The 18,672-nt window shown below is 66.2% G+C and carries 20 protein-coding genes; 10 read left to right on the forward strand and 10 right to left on the reverse strand.

Annotated elements, in window-relative coordinates:
- Window positions 1-6: 6 nt before the first annotated feature.
- From gatC to JQ592_RS07725, 3 genes are all read right to left on the reverse strand, one after another.
- On the reverse strand, window positions 7-294 hold the full coding sequence (gatC, locus tag JQ592_RS07715; RefSeq protein ID WP_008548395.1) for an Asp-tRNA(Asn)/Glu-tRNA(Gln) amidotransferase subunit GatC: 288 nt from the start codon (window positions 292-294) through the stop codon (window positions 7-9).
- A gap of 171 nt (window positions 295-465) precedes the next feature.
- Window positions 466-1,542, reverse strand: a complete 1,077-nt coding sequence (locus JQ592_RS07720) for an NAD(P)H-dependent flavin oxidoreductase (RefSeq protein ID WP_211402255.1) — start codon at window positions 1,540-1,542, stop codon at window positions 466-468.
- Window positions 1,543-1,678: 136 nt separating this feature from the next.
- Window positions 1,679-2,704 carry an NAD(P)H-dependent flavin oxidoreductase gene (locus tag JQ592_RS07725; protein WP_211402256.1) on the reverse strand — a complete coding sequence of 342 codons (1,026 nt, stop codon included), beginning with the start codon at window positions 2,702-2,704 and terminating at the stop codon, window positions 1,679-1,681.
- A gap of 97 nt (window positions 2,705-2,801) precedes the next feature.
- On the opposite strand from JQ592_RS07725, the gene JQ592_RS07730 reads away from it, so the two are divergent.
- Together JQ592_RS07730 and JQ592_RS07735 are read left to right on the forward strand one after the other, a co-directional pair.
- Window positions 2,802-3,692, forward strand: a complete 891-nt coding sequence (locus tag JQ592_RS07730; RefSeq protein WP_211402257.1) for a LysR family transcriptional regulator — start codon at window positions 2,802-2,804, stop codon at window positions 3,690-3,692.
- A gap of 187 nt (window positions 3,693-3,879) precedes the next feature.
- Window positions 3,880-4,815 carry a cyclase family protein gene (locus JQ592_RS07735; RefSeq protein WP_211402258.1) on the forward strand — a complete coding sequence of 312 codons (936 nt, stop codon included), beginning with the start codon at window positions 3,880-3,882 and terminating at the stop codon, window positions 4,813-4,815.
- 58 nt (window positions 4,816-4,873) lie between these two features.
- On the opposite strand, the gene JQ592_RS07740 is transcribed toward JQ592_RS07735, so the two are convergent.
- Complete coding sequence (locus JQ592_RS07740) at window positions 4,874-5,089, reverse strand: hypothetical protein (protein WP_211402259.1); 216 nt, start codon at window positions 5,087-5,089, stop codon at window positions 4,874-4,876.
- A 46-nt stretch (window positions 5,090-5,135) separates the two neighbouring features.
- On the opposite strand from JQ592_RS07740, the gene ruvX reads away from it, so the two are divergent.
- Window positions 5,136-5,615, forward strand: a complete 480-nt coding sequence (ruvX, locus tag JQ592_RS07745) for a Holliday junction resolvase RuvX (protein WP_211402260.1) — start codon at window positions 5,136-5,138, stop codon at window positions 5,613-5,615.
- A gap of 4 nt (window positions 5,616-5,619) precedes the next feature.
- Entirely contained in the window at window positions 5,620-6,543 is a 924-nt protein-coding gene (locus tag JQ592_RS07750; RefSeq protein WP_211402261.1) for an AEC family transporter, read from the forward strand.
- Here JQ592_RS07750 and JQ592_RS07755 read toward each other — a convergent pair.
- The 3 genes from JQ592_RS07755 to JQ592_RS07765 form a co-directional block, all read right to left on the reverse strand.
- On the reverse strand, window positions 6,540-7,304 hold the full coding sequence (locus JQ592_RS07755) for a CPBP family intramembrane glutamic endopeptidase (protein WP_211402262.1): 765 nt from the start codon (window positions 7,302-7,304) through the stop codon (window positions 6,540-6,542). The two genes, JQ592_RS07750 and JQ592_RS07755, sit on opposite strands and share 4 nt — an antisense overlap.
- 115 nt (window positions 7,305-7,419) lie before the next feature.
- Window positions 7,420-9,063, reverse strand: a complete 1,644-nt coding sequence (locus JQ592_RS07760) for an acyl-CoA dehydrogenase family protein (protein WP_211402263.1) — start codon at window positions 9,061-9,063, stop codon at window positions 7,420-7,422.
- Window positions 9,064-9,249: 186 nt separating this feature from the next.
- Entirely contained in the window at window positions 9,250-9,972 is a 723-nt protein-coding gene (locus JQ592_RS07765; RefSeq protein WP_246820218.1) for a M15 family metallopeptidase, read from the reverse strand.
- A 218-nt stretch (window positions 9,973-10,190) separates the two neighbouring features.
- Between JQ592_RS07765 and JQ592_RS07770 the strand changes: the two genes are divergently transcribed.
- The 4 genes from JQ592_RS07770 (at window position 10,191) to JQ592_RS07785 (ending at window position 14,570) form a co-directional block, all read left to right on the forward strand.
- The gene (locus tag JQ592_RS07770; RefSeq protein ID WP_211402265.1) at window positions 10,191-11,138 is read left to right on the forward strand and encodes an aspartate carbamoyltransferase catalytic subunit; all 948 of its coding nucleotides are present in this window, start codon (window positions 10,191-10,193) and stop codon (window positions 11,136-11,138) included.
- Between the two features lie 5 nt (window positions 11,139-11,143).
- Entirely contained in the window at window positions 11,144-12,445 is a 1,302-nt protein-coding gene (locus JQ592_RS07775) for a dihydroorotase (protein ID WP_211402539.1), read from the forward strand.
- A 101-nt stretch (window positions 12,446-12,546) separates the two neighbouring features.
- A complete protein-coding gene (gene plsY, locus JQ592_RS07780; protein WP_211402540.1) occupies window positions 12,547-13,143 on the forward strand; it encodes a glycerol-3-phosphate 1-O-acyltransferase PlsY in 597 nt (198 codons plus the stop codon).
- Between the two features lie 212 nt (window positions 13,144-13,355).
- Entirely contained in the window at window positions 13,356-14,570 is a 1,215-nt protein-coding gene (locus JQ592_RS07785) for a patatin-like phospholipase family protein (protein WP_211402266.1), read from the forward strand.
- Here JQ592_RS07785 and JQ592_RS07790 read toward each other — a convergent pair.
- Window positions 14,562-15,806 carry an amidase gene (locus JQ592_RS07790; protein ID WP_211402267.1) on the reverse strand — a complete coding sequence of 415 codons (1,245 nt, stop codon included), beginning with the start codon at window positions 15,804-15,806 and terminating at the stop codon, window positions 14,562-14,564. The two genes, JQ592_RS07785 and JQ592_RS07790, sit on opposite strands and share 9 nt — an antisense overlap.
- 8 nt (window positions 15,807-15,814) lie before the next feature.
- Window positions 15,815-16,096 (reverse strand): DUF6959 family protein, encoded by a 282-nt coding sequence (locus tag JQ592_RS07795; RefSeq protein WP_211402268.1) that lies wholly within the window; start codon window positions 16,094-16,096, stop codon window positions 15,815-15,817.
- Between the two features lie 435 nt (window positions 16,097-16,531).
- Between JQ592_RS07795 and JQ592_RS07800 the strand changes: the two genes are divergently transcribed.
- Both JQ592_RS07800 and dprA read left to right on the forward strand, forming a co-directional pair.
- Window positions 16,532-16,957 (forward strand): DoxX family protein, encoded by a 426-nt coding sequence (locus JQ592_RS07800; RefSeq protein ID WP_211402269.1) that lies wholly within the window; start codon window positions 16,532-16,534, stop codon window positions 16,955-16,957.
- Between the two features lie 106 nt (window positions 16,958-17,063).
- A complete protein-coding gene (dprA, locus tag JQ592_RS07805; RefSeq protein ID WP_211402270.1) occupies window positions 17,064-18,206 on the forward strand; it encodes a DNA-processing protein DprA in 1,143 nt (380 codons plus the stop codon).
- Here dprA and JQ592_RS07810 read toward each other — a convergent pair.
- A complete protein-coding gene (locus JQ592_RS07810; RefSeq protein WP_211402271.1) occupies window positions 18,203-18,649 on the reverse strand; it encodes a winged helix-turn-helix transcriptional regulator in 447 nt (148 codons plus the stop codon). The genes dprA and JQ592_RS07810 overlap by 4 nt on opposite strands.
- Between the last annotated feature and the right edge of the window lie 23 nt (window positions 18,650-18,672).

Raw genomic sequence — 18,672 nt, forward strand, 5'->3', positions numbered from 1 at the left:
TAAGAGTTACTCGACGACCTTCGGCACAAGGAAAAAGTGACCTTCGGTCGCCGGCGCGTTGGCAACGATATCGTCGGCGATCTCGCCGTCATTGACCACGTCCTGCCGCTTCTTCATCTGCATCGGGGTGACCGAGGTCATCGGCTCCACGCCCTCGACATTGACCTCCGAGAGCTGCTCGACGAAGGCGAGCATGGCGTTGAGCTCGCCTTGCAGATGCGGAACCTCGTCCTCGGAAACCGCAATGCGCGCCAGATGCGCGATGCGGCGGACGGTAGCGGCGTCGACGGACATTATATAAGGCCTCTCACGGCAAAACCTATGTGCCGTATAGCAGAGGCCGCTTTTGCGCCGCAACCGGCGCTGGGCGCATGATCCGGAAAAGTGCGCAGCGGTTTTCCGAAAAGATCATGCGCAAACAATAACCTAAAGCACGATGAGACCGGAGCTCATCGCGCTTTGGGCCTATCCGGCCAGCGCTTTCAGGCGAGCGAGGGCCGATTTGGCGAGATCGCGGGTCAATTCAGCGGCGGAGACCTCGCGGCCGAGCGCGATGGCCTGTCCCGCCCAGAGATTGGTGAAATCCACCCTGCCCTGCTTTTCGGCAGACGCCTTCAGCGGCCCCAGCGCGGTCGCCGCATGGGGGAACGGCGGCGCATCCGGCGAGACCGGGCCGGCCTCGCGCATCAGCCGGTTCTGCACCCCGCGCGCCGGCCGGCCGGTCATGACATTGGTGATCACGGTGGAATCGTCCCGCGCTTCGGCGAGCGCCTTGCGCCCGCCCGCGCTGACCTTGGATTCCGGGCAACGCAGATAGGCGCTGCCGATCTGCACGCCGGAGGCGCCGAGCGCGAAGGCCGCGGCGATGCCGCGCCCGTCGGCGATGCCGCCCGCCGCAATGACGGGCACCTTCACGGCATCGGCCACCTGCGGCACCAGCGCAAAAGTGCCGGGCTGCTCGGCGATCTTGTCCGTCAGGAACATGCCGCGATGACCGCCCGCCTCGGCACCTTGCGCGATCACGGCATCGACGCCGTGCTGCTCGAGCCAGACCGCTTCCTTCACGGTGGTGGCGGACGAGATGACGAGGCAGCCAGCGACCTTGACGCGCTTCAGGAGCGCCTGCTCCGGCAGGCCGAAATGGAAGCTGACGACCTCCGGCTTCAACTCCTCGACCACCTCGCAGAACGCAGCATCGAACGGCGCACGGTTGGCCGCCGCGATCGGCGCCGCCGGATCGAGACCATGCTCGGTGTAGTAGCCCGTCAGCCGCTGCTTCCAGCGTGCCTCAGCCTCCGCGGTGAGCTCGATCGGCGTATGGCAGAAGAAATTCATGTTGACCGGCGCCTTGACGCGCTGGCGGATCAGACCGACCTGCTCGCGCGCCTTCTCCGCCGAAATCATCGCACACGGCAGCGACCCCAGCGCTCCGCCTTGTGCGGCCGCGATCACCAGCTCCGCATCGATCGCACCGGCCATCGGCGCCAGCACGATCGGGAATTCGGTCTTGAAGAGATCGATCAGTCGACGGTCAGGCCACATGGTTGTTCTCTCGCTCTGACCCTCTCCCCTTGTGGGAGAGGGTGGATCGCCGCGTTAGCGGCGAGACGGGTGAGGGGTTTGCATCTGCGGACGCAGACCTCTCGGATTTGACTTCACTCTCCGCGGATAGAACCCCTCATCCGGCGCGGATTGCATCCGCGCCACCTTCTCCCACAAGGGGAGAAGGGAAAGAAGCACCGGAGTTGCGCCGTCCTTCCAGCAACTGCTCCGCCTCAACCGCAATCCGCTCGACGATCTCGGCCGCCGGCGGAATATCATGGATCAGTCCGACCGCCTCGCCCGCGATCACCGCCGCGACGTCGAAATTGCCGGCGGCCTTTGCCGCCGCATACTCGGCCGCGACTGCGGCAACATTCTGCATCAGCTCGACCTCGCGGCCGATCCAGCGCCTGGCGTGGTCGTTGACCAGACACCGTCCCGTGAACGGCGCCGGCCAGACATTGTTGCGGGAGAGATCGAAGATGATGCCGCGCACCGTTGAGCCGCTGTTCGCCGCGCAGATGCGCCGCTTGGCCTCCTCAGCACCGTCGGCCTCCTGGCTGGCATAGAAGCGCGTGCCCAGCAGCACGCCGCTGGCGCCCAGCATCATCATCGCGGCGAGCCCGCGCCCGTCGGCGATGCCACCGGCCGCAACGACAGGCACGCGGCCGGCCGCGAGATCGACGATCGCCGGCACGAGATCGACGGTGGTGCGCGAAGCACCGTGACCGCCCGCCTCCGTTCCCTGCGCGATCAGGATGTCGGCGCCGGCGTCGAGCGCCTGCCGCGCCATCGCCTCGTCCTGCACCTGGCAGATCAGGCGCGCGCCGGCGGATTTGATCTTGGGCGCGAACGGCGTGGGATCGCCGAACGACAACATGATCGCAGACGGTTTTGCGGCGAGCGCGACATCGAGAAGCTCGGGCCGCTTGGCGAGGCTCCAGGTGATGAAGCCGATCCCGAACGGCGCACGCAGTTCGGCGAGCTTCGCCGTCTCCCGCTCCAGCCACGCCCGTTCGCCATAGCCACCACCGAGAATGCCGAAGCCGCCGGCGCGGCTCACAGCCGAGACCAGACGGCTGCCGGCGATGACATCCATCGGCGCCAGCAGGATCGGATGCTCGATCTCCAGCAGCGTAGTCAGCGGTGTCACAATCGGCATGGTCCCTCCCCGATCTGGACAGCGAGAGTAGGCGCGACTAGCATTCTCGAAAAATGAATTGTTGCGAACGCAGCCATCACAAAAGCGAAATGATGCCATGGAACTCAGCGACATCCAGACGTTTGCCGCGGTCGCCCGCACCGGCGGCATCACCCGCGCCGCCGAAGAGCTCAACACGGTGCAGTCGAACGTCACCCAGCGCGTGAAGGCACTGGAAGCCGAGATCGGCACGCCGCTGTTCGAGCGCCACAGCCGCGGCATGACGCTGACCGGCGCCGGCAAACGTCTCCTCCCCTATGCGCAGCGAATGGCCGCACTGTCGCGCGAGGCCGTGCTGGCCGCACGCGACGATGGCGAGCCGAAGGGGCCGCTGGCGATCGGCTCGATGGAAACGACCGCCGCCGTGCGATTGCCGCCGCTGCTCGCCGATTTCCACCGCCGCTTCCCGGCCGTGCGCCTCTCTCTGCGCACCGCAACCACGGCCGACCTCGTCGCCGCCGTGCTCGAAGGCACGCTCGACGGCGCCTTCGTCGCGGGTCCCATCGCGCACGCCGACCTCACCGCGACCAGCGCCTTCCGCGAAGAGCTGGTGCTGGTCAGCGCGCGGCGCTGGACTTCGCTTGCCGAGCTGCGCGCCGGCACGCCGGAGTCGGGCCCGACCGCACTGGTGTTCCGCACCGGCTGCACCTATCGCCAGCGGCTCGAGCAGGTGTTCGTCGAGTTCGGCTGGCCGTCGGCCGCGCGCTTCGAGCTCGGCACGCTCGACGGCATGATCGGCTGCGTCGCCGCCGACATGGGCGTGACGCTGCTGCCACGCGCGGTCGTCGAACGCAGCGCGATGAACGGCAGCGTGTCGATCCACACACTGAGCTCCTCGCATGCGCGCGCCGAGACGCTCTTCATCCAGCGCAGCGCCGGACATCAATACAGCGCGCTTCAAGGTTTCGTCGCCTGCCTGAAGAAAGACGACGACGTCATCGCAGCCTGACGCAGCGCGAGCGTTCCACGCCACGAAATTCGTCACAAATCTATCGCGTTTGAATCAATCCGCGCGGTGTTCTGCCATCGCAGCGCAGCACTTCGAAAAGCTTTGAAGCCCGCGCTCCTTCTACGTTAGGATGAGTGACTGGCCAGCGCGAAACCATAAACGAAGCCAAACATCGGGAGGACTATCGATGCGCAATACGCTCGTGTTGTGCTGTCTCGCCGTTTTGTCGGCGACATCAGGAACAGCAAGCGCCCAGGACTGGACCAAATCGAAATGGGGGCCGAACGACGAGATCGGCGCCGCCAACTACATGACGCCCGAGCTCGTGGTGAAGGCGGCATCGCTGGTGAAGACCGGCAAGACCTATGCCCTCGGCATTCCTGTCACGCCCAGCACGCCGGCGTATCCGCCGCGCACCTTCAAGCTCACCATCGTGCAACCCGGACAGGCCGGCAACTCCGGCCTCGGACCCAACAAGGCCACCTACAACGACGACATCCTCGACACCTGGGTCGGCATCGGCAGCCAGCTCGACGGCCTTGGCCATCTCGGCGTCGAGCACGTCTATTACAACGGCAACAAGCTCGCCGACTTCGCCGATCCGAATGGCTTGAAGAAGCTCGGCATCGAGAAGGTGCCGCCGATGGTCACCCGCGGCGTGCTGCTCGACATGGCCGCCTATTTCAAGACCGACGTGGTGAAGGAAGGCACCGCCTTCAACGTCAAGGAGATCGAGGAAGCCGCCAAGCAGCAGAACGTCGAGATCCGCCAGGGCGATGTCGTCATCTTCCACACCGGCTGGCTCAGCCTGATCGGCAAGGATGACAAGCGCTATTCGGCCGGCGAGCCCGGTCTCGGCGTCGAGGGCGCAAAGTACCTGACCGGTAAGGGCGTTGTCGCTGTTGGCGCCGATACCTGGGCGCTCGAGGTGCTGCCGTTCGAAGGCAAGAACGTGTTCGAGGTGCACCAGATCCTGCTCGCCATGAACGGGACCTACATCCTCGAGAACATGGACACCGCCGCGCTCGCCCGGGACAAGGGCTACGAATTCCTGTTCGTGCTGGGCCAGCCGCGCTGGACCGGCGGCGTGCAGGCGATGATCAACCCGATCGCGATCCGCTGATCTGATACCGGGCGAGGAGCCGCTTGCTGCCCGGCAGGCCCCTCGCCCGCCTTCTCCGTCACCGCGGCCTCAGATTCCACCGCCGCAATGCAACCATGGCCCAGATCGCCTCGACGAGGCCGAACGGCCAGGCGCCTTGCAGGAAGCCATAGGCCGAACCGAGCGCGCACGACACCGCGAACAGCAACACGAACCAGTGGCTGCGGTCCTCCAGGGCATAGCAGACCAGCATCGCCGTCACGGCAAACAGGCCGAATAGTGTCAGCGCATCCATGTTCCGGGTTCACTCCGCAGCGCGACGCATGATATGCGCTAAATCCATGCCGGCTCTTATCCTGCCCCTCATCGACGCTGCAACCCACTGGCCCGAACGCGGTGCGCTGGTCGGGCTCGACCTCGGCACAAAAACCATCGGCGTTGCCGTGTCCGACCCGGACCGGCGCCTGGCCACCGGCGTCGAGACGATCCAGCGCAAGCAGTTCAAGCAGGACGCGGCCCGGCTGCTCGCGATCGCCGCCGAGCGCAAGGCGGCTGGCTTCGTGCTCGGCCTGCCCATCAACATGGACGGCAGCGAGGGCCCGCGCGCGCAATCCACCCGCGCCTTCGCCCGCAACCTCGCCGGCCTCACTGCCCTCCCGATCGGCCTCTGGGACGAGCGCCTGTCGACCGCGGCCGTCGAGCGTGAGCTGATCGGCATGGACGTCAGCCGCGCCAAGCGCGCCGAGGTGATCGACGAGCACGCCGCGATCTTCATCCTGCAAGGCGCACTCGACCGGCTCACCAATCTGCGCACCGGCTGATCCCATGGCCGTCGTGATCGCGGCGCTGCTGCCGGTCTTCATTCTCATCGTGCTCGGCGTGGTGCTCCGGCACAGCCTGATGCGGCTGGACACGCAATGGCACGGGCTGGAGCGGCTGACCTATTTCGTGCTGTTCCCGATGCTGCTGATCCAGACGCTGGTGAAGGCGGACCTTTCAAAAGTGCCGGTCGCCGGCGTCGGCGGCGCGCTGCTGCTGTCGGCTTTGGCGATGTCGCTGCTCTGCCTCGCGCTGCGTCCTGCGCTGTCGCGGCTCGACATCGACGGCCCCGCCTTCACCTCGATCTTCCAGGGCGCGACGCGCTGGCAGACCTATGTCGCACTGTCCGTCTCCGCCAACATGTTCGGCGACGTCGGGCTGGCGCTCGCCTCCGTGGCCATGGTCGCGATCATTCCGCTGGTCAACGTCTTCAGCGTCGCCGTGCTTGCGCACTATGCTTCCCCCGAAAAACAGTCCGCCCGCGCCATCGTTATGACGGTGATCCGCAATCCCCTGATCTGGGCCTGCGCGATCGGCCTCGTCATCAACGTCGTCCATCTGCCGCTGCCGAAGATCTGGCACGAGGTGGCGGACGCGCTCGGCCGCTCCTCGCTCGCCATCGGCCTGCTCGTCACCGGCGCCGGCCTCCAGCTCAAGGGCCTGCTCCGCCCCAGCGTGAGCGCGATCATCGGCGTGGCGTTCAAGCTGGTCCTGATGCCCGTGCTCGCGCTGGTTCTTGCCGGCTGGTTCGGGCTCTCAGGCAACAGCCTTGCGATCGTCGCGATCTGCGCGGCGGTGCCGACCTCACCCAGCGCCTATGTGCTGGCCCGCCAGATGGGCGGCGATGCGCCACTCTTGGCGCAGATCATCACGCTGCAGACGATCTTGGCGGCGATCACCATGCCGGTCGCGATCGCGCTGGTGGCCTAGCTCCCCAGCCACATCGTCAGCACCACCGCGGTCATGTTGTTCAGCGCGTGCAATATGATCGTGAGCCAGAGCGAGCCCGCACGATAGCGCATATAGCCGAACCACAGGCCGATCGAGAAGACCTCGGCGAGGAAGTACATGTCGTATTGCAGGTGCACGACCGTCCACACCAGCGAAGACAGCAGAATCGCGCCCGGCACACGCAGGAAGCTCGCCGACCAGCCGCGTAACAGGAAGCCGCGGGCCAGCACCTCTTCCGACATCGGCGCCGCCACGCTGAAGGCGAGCAGCAGCATGAGCGCGCCGCCCTTGTCGCGGCCGGACTTCAACAGATCGGTCATGAAGCCCGGCGTCGCCTCGCGTCCGAGCGATCGCGACGCCACCTCCCAGGCCAGGACGATCAGGACGAGACCGACCGCGCCGAACAGCAGCTGCTTCCAGGACGGCCAATAGAGCGCCAGATAGTCGACGAAGGACGCCTTCTTGATGCGGATGGCGAGCCACACCGCAGCAAGTGTCGTCGGCAAGCCCATGATAACCGACAGCGCCAGCGCCTGGGGCTCGTGACCGATCGACTGCAGCGAGGCCATGCCGATCGGAACGCCGCGCAGCACGACCAGCAGCAGGATCGCACCGACCTGCCCAACGAACATCGCGACGAAGATGAAGAGGCCCCACAGCGCCGTGCCCCAGAATTTCCAGACGCGCGGCGGCGCAGGCGTCATGACGAGCGGCGGATGATCGGGATTGAGGGAGTCCATCAGGAGGCTTTCGTTTGGATATCATCGTCATTCCGGGGCGATGCGGAGCATCGAACCCGGAAGTTCGAGATTCCGGGTTCGCCCTTCGGACGCCCCGGAATGACGGAACAAACAATCACGGCAGCGCCCGCTCCAGCAGCGCGCGAACGTCGCTGCTCTCCAGCTCGACCGCGCCATACATGCTGGCATGGGTCGCGGCGAGGCGCGTGGCGGCGAAGAGTTCGGCCTGACGAGGCGACACGCTGTTGAGCGCGGCGGCCGCGGCCAGCAGCGCCAGCTTCTCGACCGCAACGCGGGCAACGCGTTCGCCATCGGCGCGACGAAAGGTCTTGCCGATGAACGCGGCCGCCTCGGCTGCGCCCGGCAGGCCTTTGGCCCCGGCCGCAAGCGATTGCAGCACGGCCGTCGCCGCATCCGGCTCGCGCGCGAGCGCGCGCAGCACGTCGAGGCACATCACGTTGCCCGAGCCTTCCCAGATCGCGTTGACCGGCGACTCCCGGTAGTGGCGCGCCAAAATGCCGTCCTCGACATAGCCGTTACCGCCGAGACACTCCATCGCCTCGTAAAGGAATGCCGGCGCGCTCTTGCAGGTCCAGTATTTGATTGCGGGCGTGAGCAGCCGCATGTAGGCGGCCTCGGACGCATCGTGCGGGGTCCGGTCGAAGGCGCGGCAGAGCCGCATCACCAGGGCCGTGCTCGCCTCGACATGCAGCGCCATGTCCGACAGCACGGCCTGCATCAGCGGCTGATCGGCGAGATGTTTCTGGAACACGCTGCGGTGACGGGCGTGATGCAGCGCATGCGCGAGCCCCGACCGCATCAATCCGACCGAGGCGATGGCGCAATCCTGCCGCGTCAGCTGCACCATCTGGATGATGGTGCGGATGCCCTTGCCCTCCTCGCCGACCGCTTCCGCATAGGCGCCGACGAACTCGACCTCGGAGGACGCATTGGAGCGGTTGCCGAGCTTGTCCTTCAACCGCTGAAACTGGATCGCGTTCACCGATCCATCCGGCGCAAAGCGCGGCATGAAGAAACAGGTCAGCCCGCTATCTGCCTGTGCCAGCACCAGGAACGCATCGCACATCGGCGCCGACATGAACCACTTATGCCCGGTGATGCGATAGGCATCGCCGTCGCGCACCGCGCGCGTCATGTTGGCGCGCACGTCGGTGCCGCCCTGCTTCTCGGTCATGCCCATGCCGAGCGTCATGCCGCGCTTGTCCCACCACGGCGCAAAGCTGGGATCGTAGCTTCTGGTCGACAACACCGGCATCACGCGCGCGAGCAGATCAGGCTGCATCGCCAGCGCGGCCACGGAGGCGCGCGTCATCGTGATCGGACAGAGATGGCCGGTTTCGACTTGCGCGGCGATGTAGAACTTTGCGGCCCGGATGACCTCCGCGGCGTCGCCCGCCGGCTTGCCATCCGCCGTCCAGGTCGAATTGTGCACGCCGGCATGGGCGCTGTGCGCCATCAGTTCATGATAGGCCGGATGAAACTCGACCTGGTCGCGGCGATTGCCCTTCGAGTCAAAGGTCCGCAGCTTCGGCGTGTTCTCGTTTGCCACGCGCCCGCGCTCGGCCATTGCGGCCGAGCCCCAATGCCTGCCGAACTCCGACAGCTCGCGTTCAGCCGCCCCACCGCCATTGGCCTTGACCGCGTCGACCAGCGGCCGGTCCACGACGAACAGGTCAACGTCCTCGAATGGTGGCGACTGGTTGAAGACCTCGTGGGTCGCAAAACTGGGCTGGGTCATCTTGCGTCCGATCAAATCTGTCCCGTCACGGGAGGTGCCACCTCTCCCGACGGGAGAGGTCGCGCCGGAGGCGCGGGTGAGGGGTTACGCTCTACCGAGGGAGTTGATCCCCTCACCCGGCGCTTCGCGCCGACCTCTCCCCTTGGGAGAGGTAACCCGCTTCGTGGCTGCATCTGCAATCAAACTCTACCTTGTTCGCGGCTGGATCGGGAAATCATAGGCCGCCCCGCCCGCCCCCGGCAGGGAAAAGTGCCACCACTCCTTCGAATAGTTCACAAAGCCTTGCCTGGCCATCGCAGCCACCAGGCGCCTGCGCCAGGCGCGCTGCTCCTGTGTGATCGACGGTGCCGCGGTATGGCCCTTGGCGTCGGTACAGTCGTAGCCGGTGCCCATGTCGACGCTGCCTTCCGGCGCCCGCGCCTCGACCGGCGCCGTGCAGTCGGCATAGGTCTTTGTCGGATCATATTTGCCGGAATTATCGGCCTTGAGATCGACCAGCGTGAGGTCGAGCGCAGCTCCAGTGGAATGCTGCGAGCGGCCAGCGATGTAGCCGAGGCGAAACAGCTCGGTCTTCGGGATCTTTGGATTGTAGCGCCGCTCGGCGGCGGTCTCGTGGCCGTTCTGCGACCACTTGACCATGTCGAGCGAGGCCCGCGCCGGCCGGTAGCAGTCGAACATTTTCAGCGACAAATTTTGCGCTGCCAGCTCGGTTTGAACCGCCCGCAGCCGCTCCCCGACCTCTCGCTTCACCACGCATTCCCCGGCGCCGTAGCCGGCGAGCGGGCGGCCGACGAAATTGTTCGCCGTGGCGTAGCGGATGTCCTGGACGATGCTGGGATCGATGTCGCGCAGATAGACGAAGCCGCCGGGGAGCGATTGGGCGGACGCGGGTGAGATGGAAGCGATCATAAGAAATGAAATTGAAATAGATCTGACCAAGTTCATTCGCTTTCCCCTGTCATTCCGGGGCGCGCTCGAAGAGCCGAACCCGGAATCTCGAGATTCCGGGTCTGGCGCTTGCGCGCCATCCCGGAAATGATTGTGCGGGAGACAGATCGGGGGATAACTCCCGTCCCGCTCTTTGCCCCTTGCCCCACCCCCGGTCCGCGCCTATAGCTCTGCTTTTAATGACATCGAAATCGACCTTCGTCCTCGGCCACCGGCATTTGCTGGGCATCGAGGGCCTTTCCGCGGCCGACATCACCGGCCTCCTCGACCTGTCCGAAGAATATGTCGAGCTCAACCGCCAGGTTGACAAGAAGCGCACCGTCCTGCGTGGACGGACGCAGGTGAACCTCTTCTTCGAGGCCTCCACCCGGACCCAATCCTCGTTCGAGCTCGCCGGCAAGCGGCTGGGCGCCGACGTCATGAACATGTCGGTGTCCTCCTCGTCCATGAAGAAGGGCGAGACGCTGATCGACACGGCGGTGACGCTCAACGCCATGCACCCGGATATCCTGGTGGTCCGGCATCACGCCTCCGGCGCCGTGGAACTGCTGGCCCGCAAGGTTGACGGTTCCGTGATCAATGCCGGCGACGGCGCCCACGAGCATCCGACGCAGGCGCTGCTGGACGCCCTCACCATCCGCCGCAACAAGGGCCGGATCGAGGGCCTCGTGGTCGCGATCTGCGGCGACGTGCTGCATTCGCGCGTCGCCCGCTCCAACATCATCCTGCTCAACACCATGGGCGCGCGCGTCCGCGTCGTCGGTCCCTCCACACTGCTGCCGCCGGGGCTGGAACGGATGGGCGTCGAGGTCGCGCGCGACATGCGCGAGGGATTGAACGGCGCCGACATCGTCATGATGCTGCGGCTCCAGCGCGAGCGCATGAACGGCTCGTTCGTGCCCTCCTCCTCCGAATACTTCCATTATTTCGGGCTGGACCAGAAGAAGCTCGCCTACGCCAAGCCGGACGCGCTCGTGATGCATCCCGGTCCCATGAACCGCGGCGTGGAGATCGACTCGGCCGTCGCCGACGGCGCGCAGTCGCTGATCCGCGAACAGGTGGAGATGGGCGTGGCCGTGCGCATGGCCGTGCTGGAAGCGCTCGCCCGCAACTTGCCGAACGCGTGATGCCCATGCTGACCGATCGCCGCCCCATCCTGCTCGCCAACGCCCGCGTCGTCGATCCCAGCAGGGATTTCGACGGACCCGGCGACGTCCTGATCGCCGACGGCACCATCCGCGAGACCCGCCGCGGCATTGGCGCTGCCGGCGTCCCCGAAGGCACCGACATCGTCAACTGCTCCGGCAAGATCGTGGCGCCCGGCCTGATCGACATGCGCGCCTTTGTCGGCGAGCCCGGTTTCAGCCATCGCGAAACCTTTGCCTCCGCGAGCCAGGCGGCCGCGACCGGCGGCATCACCACGATCATCTGCCAGCCCGACACGGCGCCCGTCATCGACAATTCGGCGACGGTGGACTTCGTGATGCGCCGCGCCCGCGACACAGCGATCGTCAACATCCAGCCGATGGCGGCCCTGACCAAGGGCATGCGCGGCGAGGAGATGACCGAGTTCGGCCTGCTCAAGGCCGCAGGCGCGGTCGCCTTCAGCGACGGCGACAAAAGCGTCACCAACGCGCAGGTGATGCGCTGGGCGCTGACCTACGCCCGCGATTTCGATGCGCTGATCGTGCACTACACCGAGGACCGCGCCCTCGTCGGCGAAGGCGTGATGAACGAGGGCGAGTTCGCCACGCGCCTCGGCCTGATGGGCATCCCCAACGCGGCCGAGGCCGTGATGCTGGAGCGCGACATGCGCCTCGTCGCCCTCACCGGCGGCCGCTATCACGCGGCATCGCTGTCCTGCATCGATTCCCTCGACGTGCTGAAACGCGCCCGCGATGCCGGGCTTGCCGTCAGCGCCTCGGTCTCGATCAACCACCTCGCGCTGAACGAGAACGACATCGGCCCTTACCGGACGTTCCTGAAACTGTCCCCGCCGCTGCGCACCGAGGACGACCGCCGCGCGCTGGTTGCCGCCGTCGCCTCCGGCCTCGTCGACGTCATCATGTCCGATCACAATCCGCAGGACGTCGAGGTCAAGCGCCTGCCGTTCGCGGAAGCAGCTCCCGGTGCCATCGGGCTCGAGACCATGCTGCCGGCCGGCCTCCGGCTGGTGCACAATGGCGAGCTGGAGCTGAAGACGCTGATCCGGGCGATGTCGACCCGGCCGGCCGAGCTGCTCGGGCTGGCAGGCGGAACCCTGCGCGCAGGTGCGCCTGCGGACGTCATCGTGATCGACCCCGATACGCCCTGGGTGGTCGATCCCGCCGACCTCAAATCGCCCTGCAAGAACACCCCGTTCGACGAGGCCCGCTTTACAGGCCGCGTGGTGCGCACCATTGTCGGCGGACGGACGGTCTACGAGCATGTCTAGACCGGCGAATTCGCGCCTCGCCCTGCACGGCGACGGCGCAGCGGGACGAGATCATGCGTGGCGTCGCACAGCATGGAGATGCGACCAAGGGATTTGCAGCCATGGGTCTTGAAGCATTTCTGCCGGTGGCCTTCGTCATCGGCTACCTGCTCGGCTCGATTCCGTTCGGGCTGGTCCTGACAAAACTCGCCGGCACGCAGGATCTGCGCTCGATCGGCTCCGGCAATATCGGCGCCACCAATGTGCTGCGCACCGGGCGCAAGGGTCTTGCCGCGGCCACCCTGCTGCTCGATGCGCTCAAGGGCACCGCGGCGGTGGTGATCGCCGGCTACATCGCCGGTCCCAACGCCGCGATGGTGGCGGGGCTCGGCGCCTTCCTTGGGCATCTCTTCCCGGTCTGGCTGAAGTTCAAGGGCGGCAAGGGCGTCGCGGTCTATATCGGCATCCTGCTCGGCCTGTTCTGGCCGGGCGCGGTGGTGTTCTGCCTGCTGTGGCTCGCGACCGCCTTCACCACCCGCTACTCCTCGCTCTCGGCGCTGGTGGCGGCGTTCATCACCCCGCTGTTCCTGTGGTGGTTCGGCCACCCTGCGCTGGCCTCGCTGTTCGCAGTGCTGACGCTGCTGCTGTTCTACATGCATCGCGAGAACATCAAGCGGCTGCAATCAGGAAAAGAAGGCCGGATCGGCGAGAAGGCGTAGAGCGTTTTCGAGCGAAGTGGATACCGGTTCGCGTCAAGAAAACGCGTCAAACAAAATCCAAGTCCGAAAAAAGTACGGATACCGCCGCGCCTCTTCCGCATTATATGCCAAATTCTGTTCGCAACTTTCGCACCGCTCGCGGCAGATAGTAGCGAACGGGTTCCATGCCTGTCATCCTGACGGGGAAAAAGGGCGTTACGCGGTTGCTCAGAATGAGCGAGAAGATTGTCGGCACGCAGATTGACGGTGGTTCGCAAGGTGCAGCACGCACCGCGGCAAGCCGGCTGCTCTTTGCAACGGACATCTGGTCCGGTGCCCCCTCGCCACCTCCCGCTCCTGAGCCTGTCACCATTTCACCGCCAGCGCCGCAGCCTGTTGCGGCCACGCAACCGCCCCGTCCTGTCGAGGTGATCACCGTCGCCGCACCCGTTGCGCCGGCCCCGGCTCCCTCAAGACAATGGCCCCCGCGAAAATTGTCGCTGGCCCTCCAGGGCGGCGGCACCTTCGCCGCCTTCACCTGGGGCGTGCTGGAGCGGCTGCTGGAACAGCCTGACATCGCGATCGACACGATCAGCGGCGCCAGCGCCGGTGCGATCAATGCGCTGCTGCTCGCTGGCGGCCTCGCCGAGGGCGGCCGTGAAGCTGCGCACAGCCGGCTGAACCGGTTCTGGGTCCGCCTCATGCATGAGGCCTCGTTCCGCTCATTGATGCTGGTCGGCGGATTTTCGCCGGCGGGAAGCTCGGTCGCATTCGGGCCGACGCTGCGCTCCGGCCAGTTTGATCCGTTCGATCTCGATCCACTCAGGCAGGCGCTGTCGCGCGACATCAATTTCGCGGCGCTGCGCGAGGCGAAATCCCCCAAACTCCTGATCGCGGCGACGCGGATCCGCGACGGGCAGCAACAGATCTTCCGCAACGATGCCATCACCGCCGACGTCGCGCTGGCCTCAACCTGTCCGCCGCTGGTGCACTGCGCCGTCGAGATCGAGGGCGAAGCCTATTGGGACGGCGGCATCGGCGGCAATCCGCCGCTGGTGAGGCTGGTGCAGGAAACGGCGGCGACGGACGTGCTGCTGGTTCAGGTCACGCCATCGCGCGACAGCTACGTGCCGATCACGCTCGCCGCCATCGACCGCCGGCTCGACCAGATCGCGGCGAACGCCGCGCTCAATGCCGAGGTCGCCGCGATCGAATGGGCGCAGTCACGCACCGCGCCGTCGCTGCGGCTCTCCCGGATCGCCGCGGAAGACTCCGTTGACGGGCTCGCGCAACGCTCATCGACCGATCTCGGCCGCGGCTTCATCCGCCTGTTGCACCGAAGCGGCCGCGAGGCCGCCGAGCGCTGGCTCAATCAAGGCGCGGTCGCCGGCGCAGCTCCACCTGCCTCCGGCCAAAGCATCGCCGCCGTCGAGCCCGCGCTAGCCTGACTTCGCCAGCGCCTGCTCCAGGAACCACGCCGTCGCCAGCGCATACGCGTCATTGCCGAAGCGCGCGATCACCTGCACGCCGATCGGCAGGCCGCCCACCTTCAGCACGGGAACGTTGACGCAAGGATTGCCCATCAGCGTCCACAGCCGGTTGTAGCGGGGATCACCAGTGGTCGCGAGCGCCTTGGCCGGCGCCGTGCCCGGCGCCGAATAGGTGAGAAGCACGTCGACGCCCTCGAACAGCTCGCCGAGCTCGCGGCGGCCGCGCCGGCCGATCCGGCGCGCCTCGTCATACTCCTTCGGCGTCAGCCCGACCGAGGCATCGAGGCTCTCGCGCAGCATCGGCGCGATCTCGTCGTGATGCTCGGAGAATTCCCAGGCAAGCGCGCGATGCGCCTCGAACTCCTGGATGATGGGGTGGATGCGCCAGGCCTCCCGCACCGACTCCGGCAGATCGATGGCCTGCACGCTGGCGCCCACCTTCTCCGCCGCCTTGATCGCGGCCTGCAAGCCCTCTTCGGCGGCCGGCTCGACGGCGCCGGCGAACTCCTGCCTGACCACGCCGATGCGCGGCGCCTTCGCCGGAACGATGCCGGAGAATTCGTTGCGGCCGGTCATCGCCAGCAATCCCAGCGCGAGATCCTCGGCGCGCGCGCCGAACAGGCCGACCGTATCGAGCGCCCACGAATAACACTTCACGCCGACCGTCGGCAGCATCCGGAATGACGGCTTGATCGCGGCCGTCCCGCAATAGGCCGCGGGGCGGATCACCGAGCCGCCGGTCTGGGTGCCCAGCGCCAGCGGGATCATGCCGGCGCCGACCGCCGCCGCCGAACCCGAGGACGAGCCGCCCGGCGAGTGACCGAGATTGTGCGGATTGAGCGTCGGGGTCGGATCGCGCGAGGCGAACGCGGTCGTCGTGGTCTTGCCGATGATGGTGGCCCCCGCCCGCTTCAGCATCATCACCACAGGCGCATCGCTGCGCGGCTGCCAGCCGCGATAGATCTCCGAGCCCATCTCGGTCGGCATGTTGGCGGTGTCGATGATGTCCTTGATCCCGACCGCGATGCCCCGCAGCGGGCCAGTGGCTTGTGCTTTTGCGGATTTATCGTGCCGGACGAAGGCGCGGACGTCTTTCTCTTTGGCCTCGATCGCCGCGTGCGACTGGGCGATGGCGGCGTCAGGCGAAAGCTCGCCCGCTTCAATGCGGCGCTGGAGGTCGGCGAGTGAGATCATGGATATTCCTAAGTGAAGGTGCCCCGGTCGCTGAACGGCAGAGGCAAGCCGTGCTCATCCAGCACAGCCTTGTAGTGATTGAGGTACGACCAAAGCCGGTTTCTGAGCTCGTTGGCATTCTCGTACGCTTCCGACGACCGGTCGAGAGCCGAACAGGCATCGTCTGCCATGCAACAGAGCGAGTGGAGGGTATCGCCCTGAATCAGCATGCCGGGAAAATGCCGTCCCGGGTGGCGCATCACCGCCGCGTTTGTGGTGTCGTCGAAAATCTCGACCGGTGCGACGCGCATTCCAAAGCCTCAGACATCAATCCGCTTGGTCATTATCCATTTATTGGGGTGTCGCAGACGGGTCCACCCCTTTCCATACGCCCTCACGTTGTTCCATGCGCGCCCACAAGGAAGCGTTAGACGGCACGTCCATCTGCAATTCGTGGAGCCAAAATTCCGTGGATTCAGCCGGCGCCGGATCGATTACTGCGTCGATCTTGAAACCAGTGCCCCAAGGGTAAACTGGGGTCGGCAGGAGCTCTTGTCCGAAACTCCATCCGCAGTCGATTTCAATAGGGATCCACGCCAATAAGATCAAAAATGGAAACAGTAGCTTTCAATCATTTCTATTTCAGTCGCAATTCGATCGGGCCAGTTTGAGGACACAGCGTCTGTGGCGGTCCCTTTCCTCCCGGCGCCGCCGTTGGACCTCAACCAAGCACAGGAGCGACTATCATGGACACGACCCGCTATGCTTCCCTCGTTGGCCGACTGCTGATCGGCCTCCCGTTCGCAATGACTGGCTTCAGCAAGCTCACCGCTTATGGTGCAACGACCGCTTACATCGCCTCTGCAGGACTGCCGGTGCCCCCGTTGGCCTATGCGATCGCGGTGCTCGTCGAACTCGGCGGCGGACTCTTGCTGATCGCTGGCTATCAGGCCCGCTCGGTCGCGCTGACGCTCGCCATATTCTCGCTGGCTGCGGCAGTCTCGTTCCACAACAACTTCGCCGACCAGAATCAGATGATCCATTTCCTCAAGAACGTGATGATGGCAGGCGGCCTGCTTCAGATCTTTGCCTTCGGCGCCGGTGCTCTCAGCCTTGACGCTCGCGTCTCGCGTAACGGCGTCGCTGTCGGCCAGGTGGCGCACGCTCGCTGAATGGACGCCCCTGCGGAAGACCCGTCGACCAAGCCGGGTCTTCCTGCAGGTGCCTTTGAAGCCGATCAAGCGCACGGGACTGTTGCCCACGCCCTCAGGTTGTTCCATGCTGCCCCTGCAAGGAGACGCCGTGGACGCCATCAACCCAAGCGTGGAGCTGACCGAGCTAGAGCGGATCGACCGCCTGCGGCTGATCCGCTCCGACAATGTGGGCCCGCGCACCTTCCGGTCGCTGGTCGATCATTTCGGCAGCCCGCGCGCCGCGCTGGAGCGGCTGCCGGATCTCGCGCGCCGCGGCGGTGCGCAGCGATCGGGACGGATCTGCAGCACCGATGAGGCGAAGGCCGAGCTCGCCGCGAGCCGCAAGTTCGGCATTGCCTGGCTCGCGCCCGGCGAGGACGGCTATCCGGCACGTCTGGCGATGATCGACGATGCGCCGCCGCTGCTGGCCGTGCGCGGCGACGCCAAAACCCTGATGCGGCCGATGATCGCGATCGTGGGCTCGCGCAACGCCTCCGGTGCCGGACTGAAATTCGCCGGCCAGCTCGCGCGCGAGCTCGGCGAGGCCGGCTTCGTCATCATCTCGGGGCTGGCGCGCGGCGTCGATCAGGCTGCGCATCGCACCAGCGTCGAGAGCGGCACGATCGCGGTGCTCGCCGGCGGCCACGATTGCATCTATCCGCCCGAGCATGGCGACCTGCTCGCCGCGATCCTCGATCATAAGGGCGCGGCGATCTCCGAGATGCCGCTCGGCCACGAGCCGCGCGCCCGCGACTTCCCCCGCCGCAACCGCCTGATCTCGGGCGCCGCGCTCGGCGTCGTCGTGGTGGAGGCGGCGCACCGCTCCGGCTCGCTGATCACCGCGCGCATGGCGGCCGAACAGGGCCGCGAGGTGTTCGCAGTCCCCGGCTCGCCGCTCGATCCGCGCGCCGCCGGCACCAACGACCTGATCAAGCAGGGCGCAACGCTCGTCACCGAAGCTGCCGACATCATCAACGCGGTGCAGCCGATCATGGAGCGGCCGCTGATGCACCCCGCTGGCGAGCCCGACAGCGAGCCGTACGAGAACGATCCGCAAAGCCATGACCGCGACCAGATCACCGGCCTGCTCGGCCCTGCCCCTGTCACGATCGACGATCTCGTGCGCATGTCCGGCGCCTCGCCCGCGATCGTGCGCACCGTGCTGCTGGAGCTCGAGCTCGCCGGCCGGCTCGAGCGCCACGGCGGCGGACTGGTCTCGCTGATCTAGCCCTCGTTGCGCTGGTCGAACCTCGTGCGCGCGGCCTCGATCTGATCCAGATGGTCCTTCGCCCATTTGCCGAGCGCCTCGACGGGCCGCGACAGCCCGTGGCCGAGATCGGTCAGCTCATAGTCGACGCGCGGCGGAATGGTCGGGAAGATCGTGCGCGTGACGAGGCCGTCGCGCTCGAGGCCACGCAGCGTCAGGGTCAGCATCCTTTGCGAGATGCCGTTGATCATGCGCTTCAGCTCGTTGAAGCGCTTTGGCCCGTCGCTCAGCATCATGATGACGAACACGCTCCATTTGTCGCCGACGCGGGACAGCACGGAGGCGACCCCGCGGCAGTCCGCGTGGTTGGGATCCGGCCTTTGATCCGGACCTGGACCTAGCCTCTGATCCGGCCTTGGCGAGGCAGGCAAATCGGTGTGAGCAGGTTTCAATAATGTGTCCATGGCTCAAAAAAGTGCGTTCTTGC

The sequence above is a fragment of the Bradyrhizobium iriomotense genome, from assembly GCF_018129405.1.
GTDB lineage: Bacteria > Pseudomonadota > Alphaproteobacteria > Rhizobiales > Xanthobacteraceae > Bradyrhizobium > Bradyrhizobium iriomotense_B.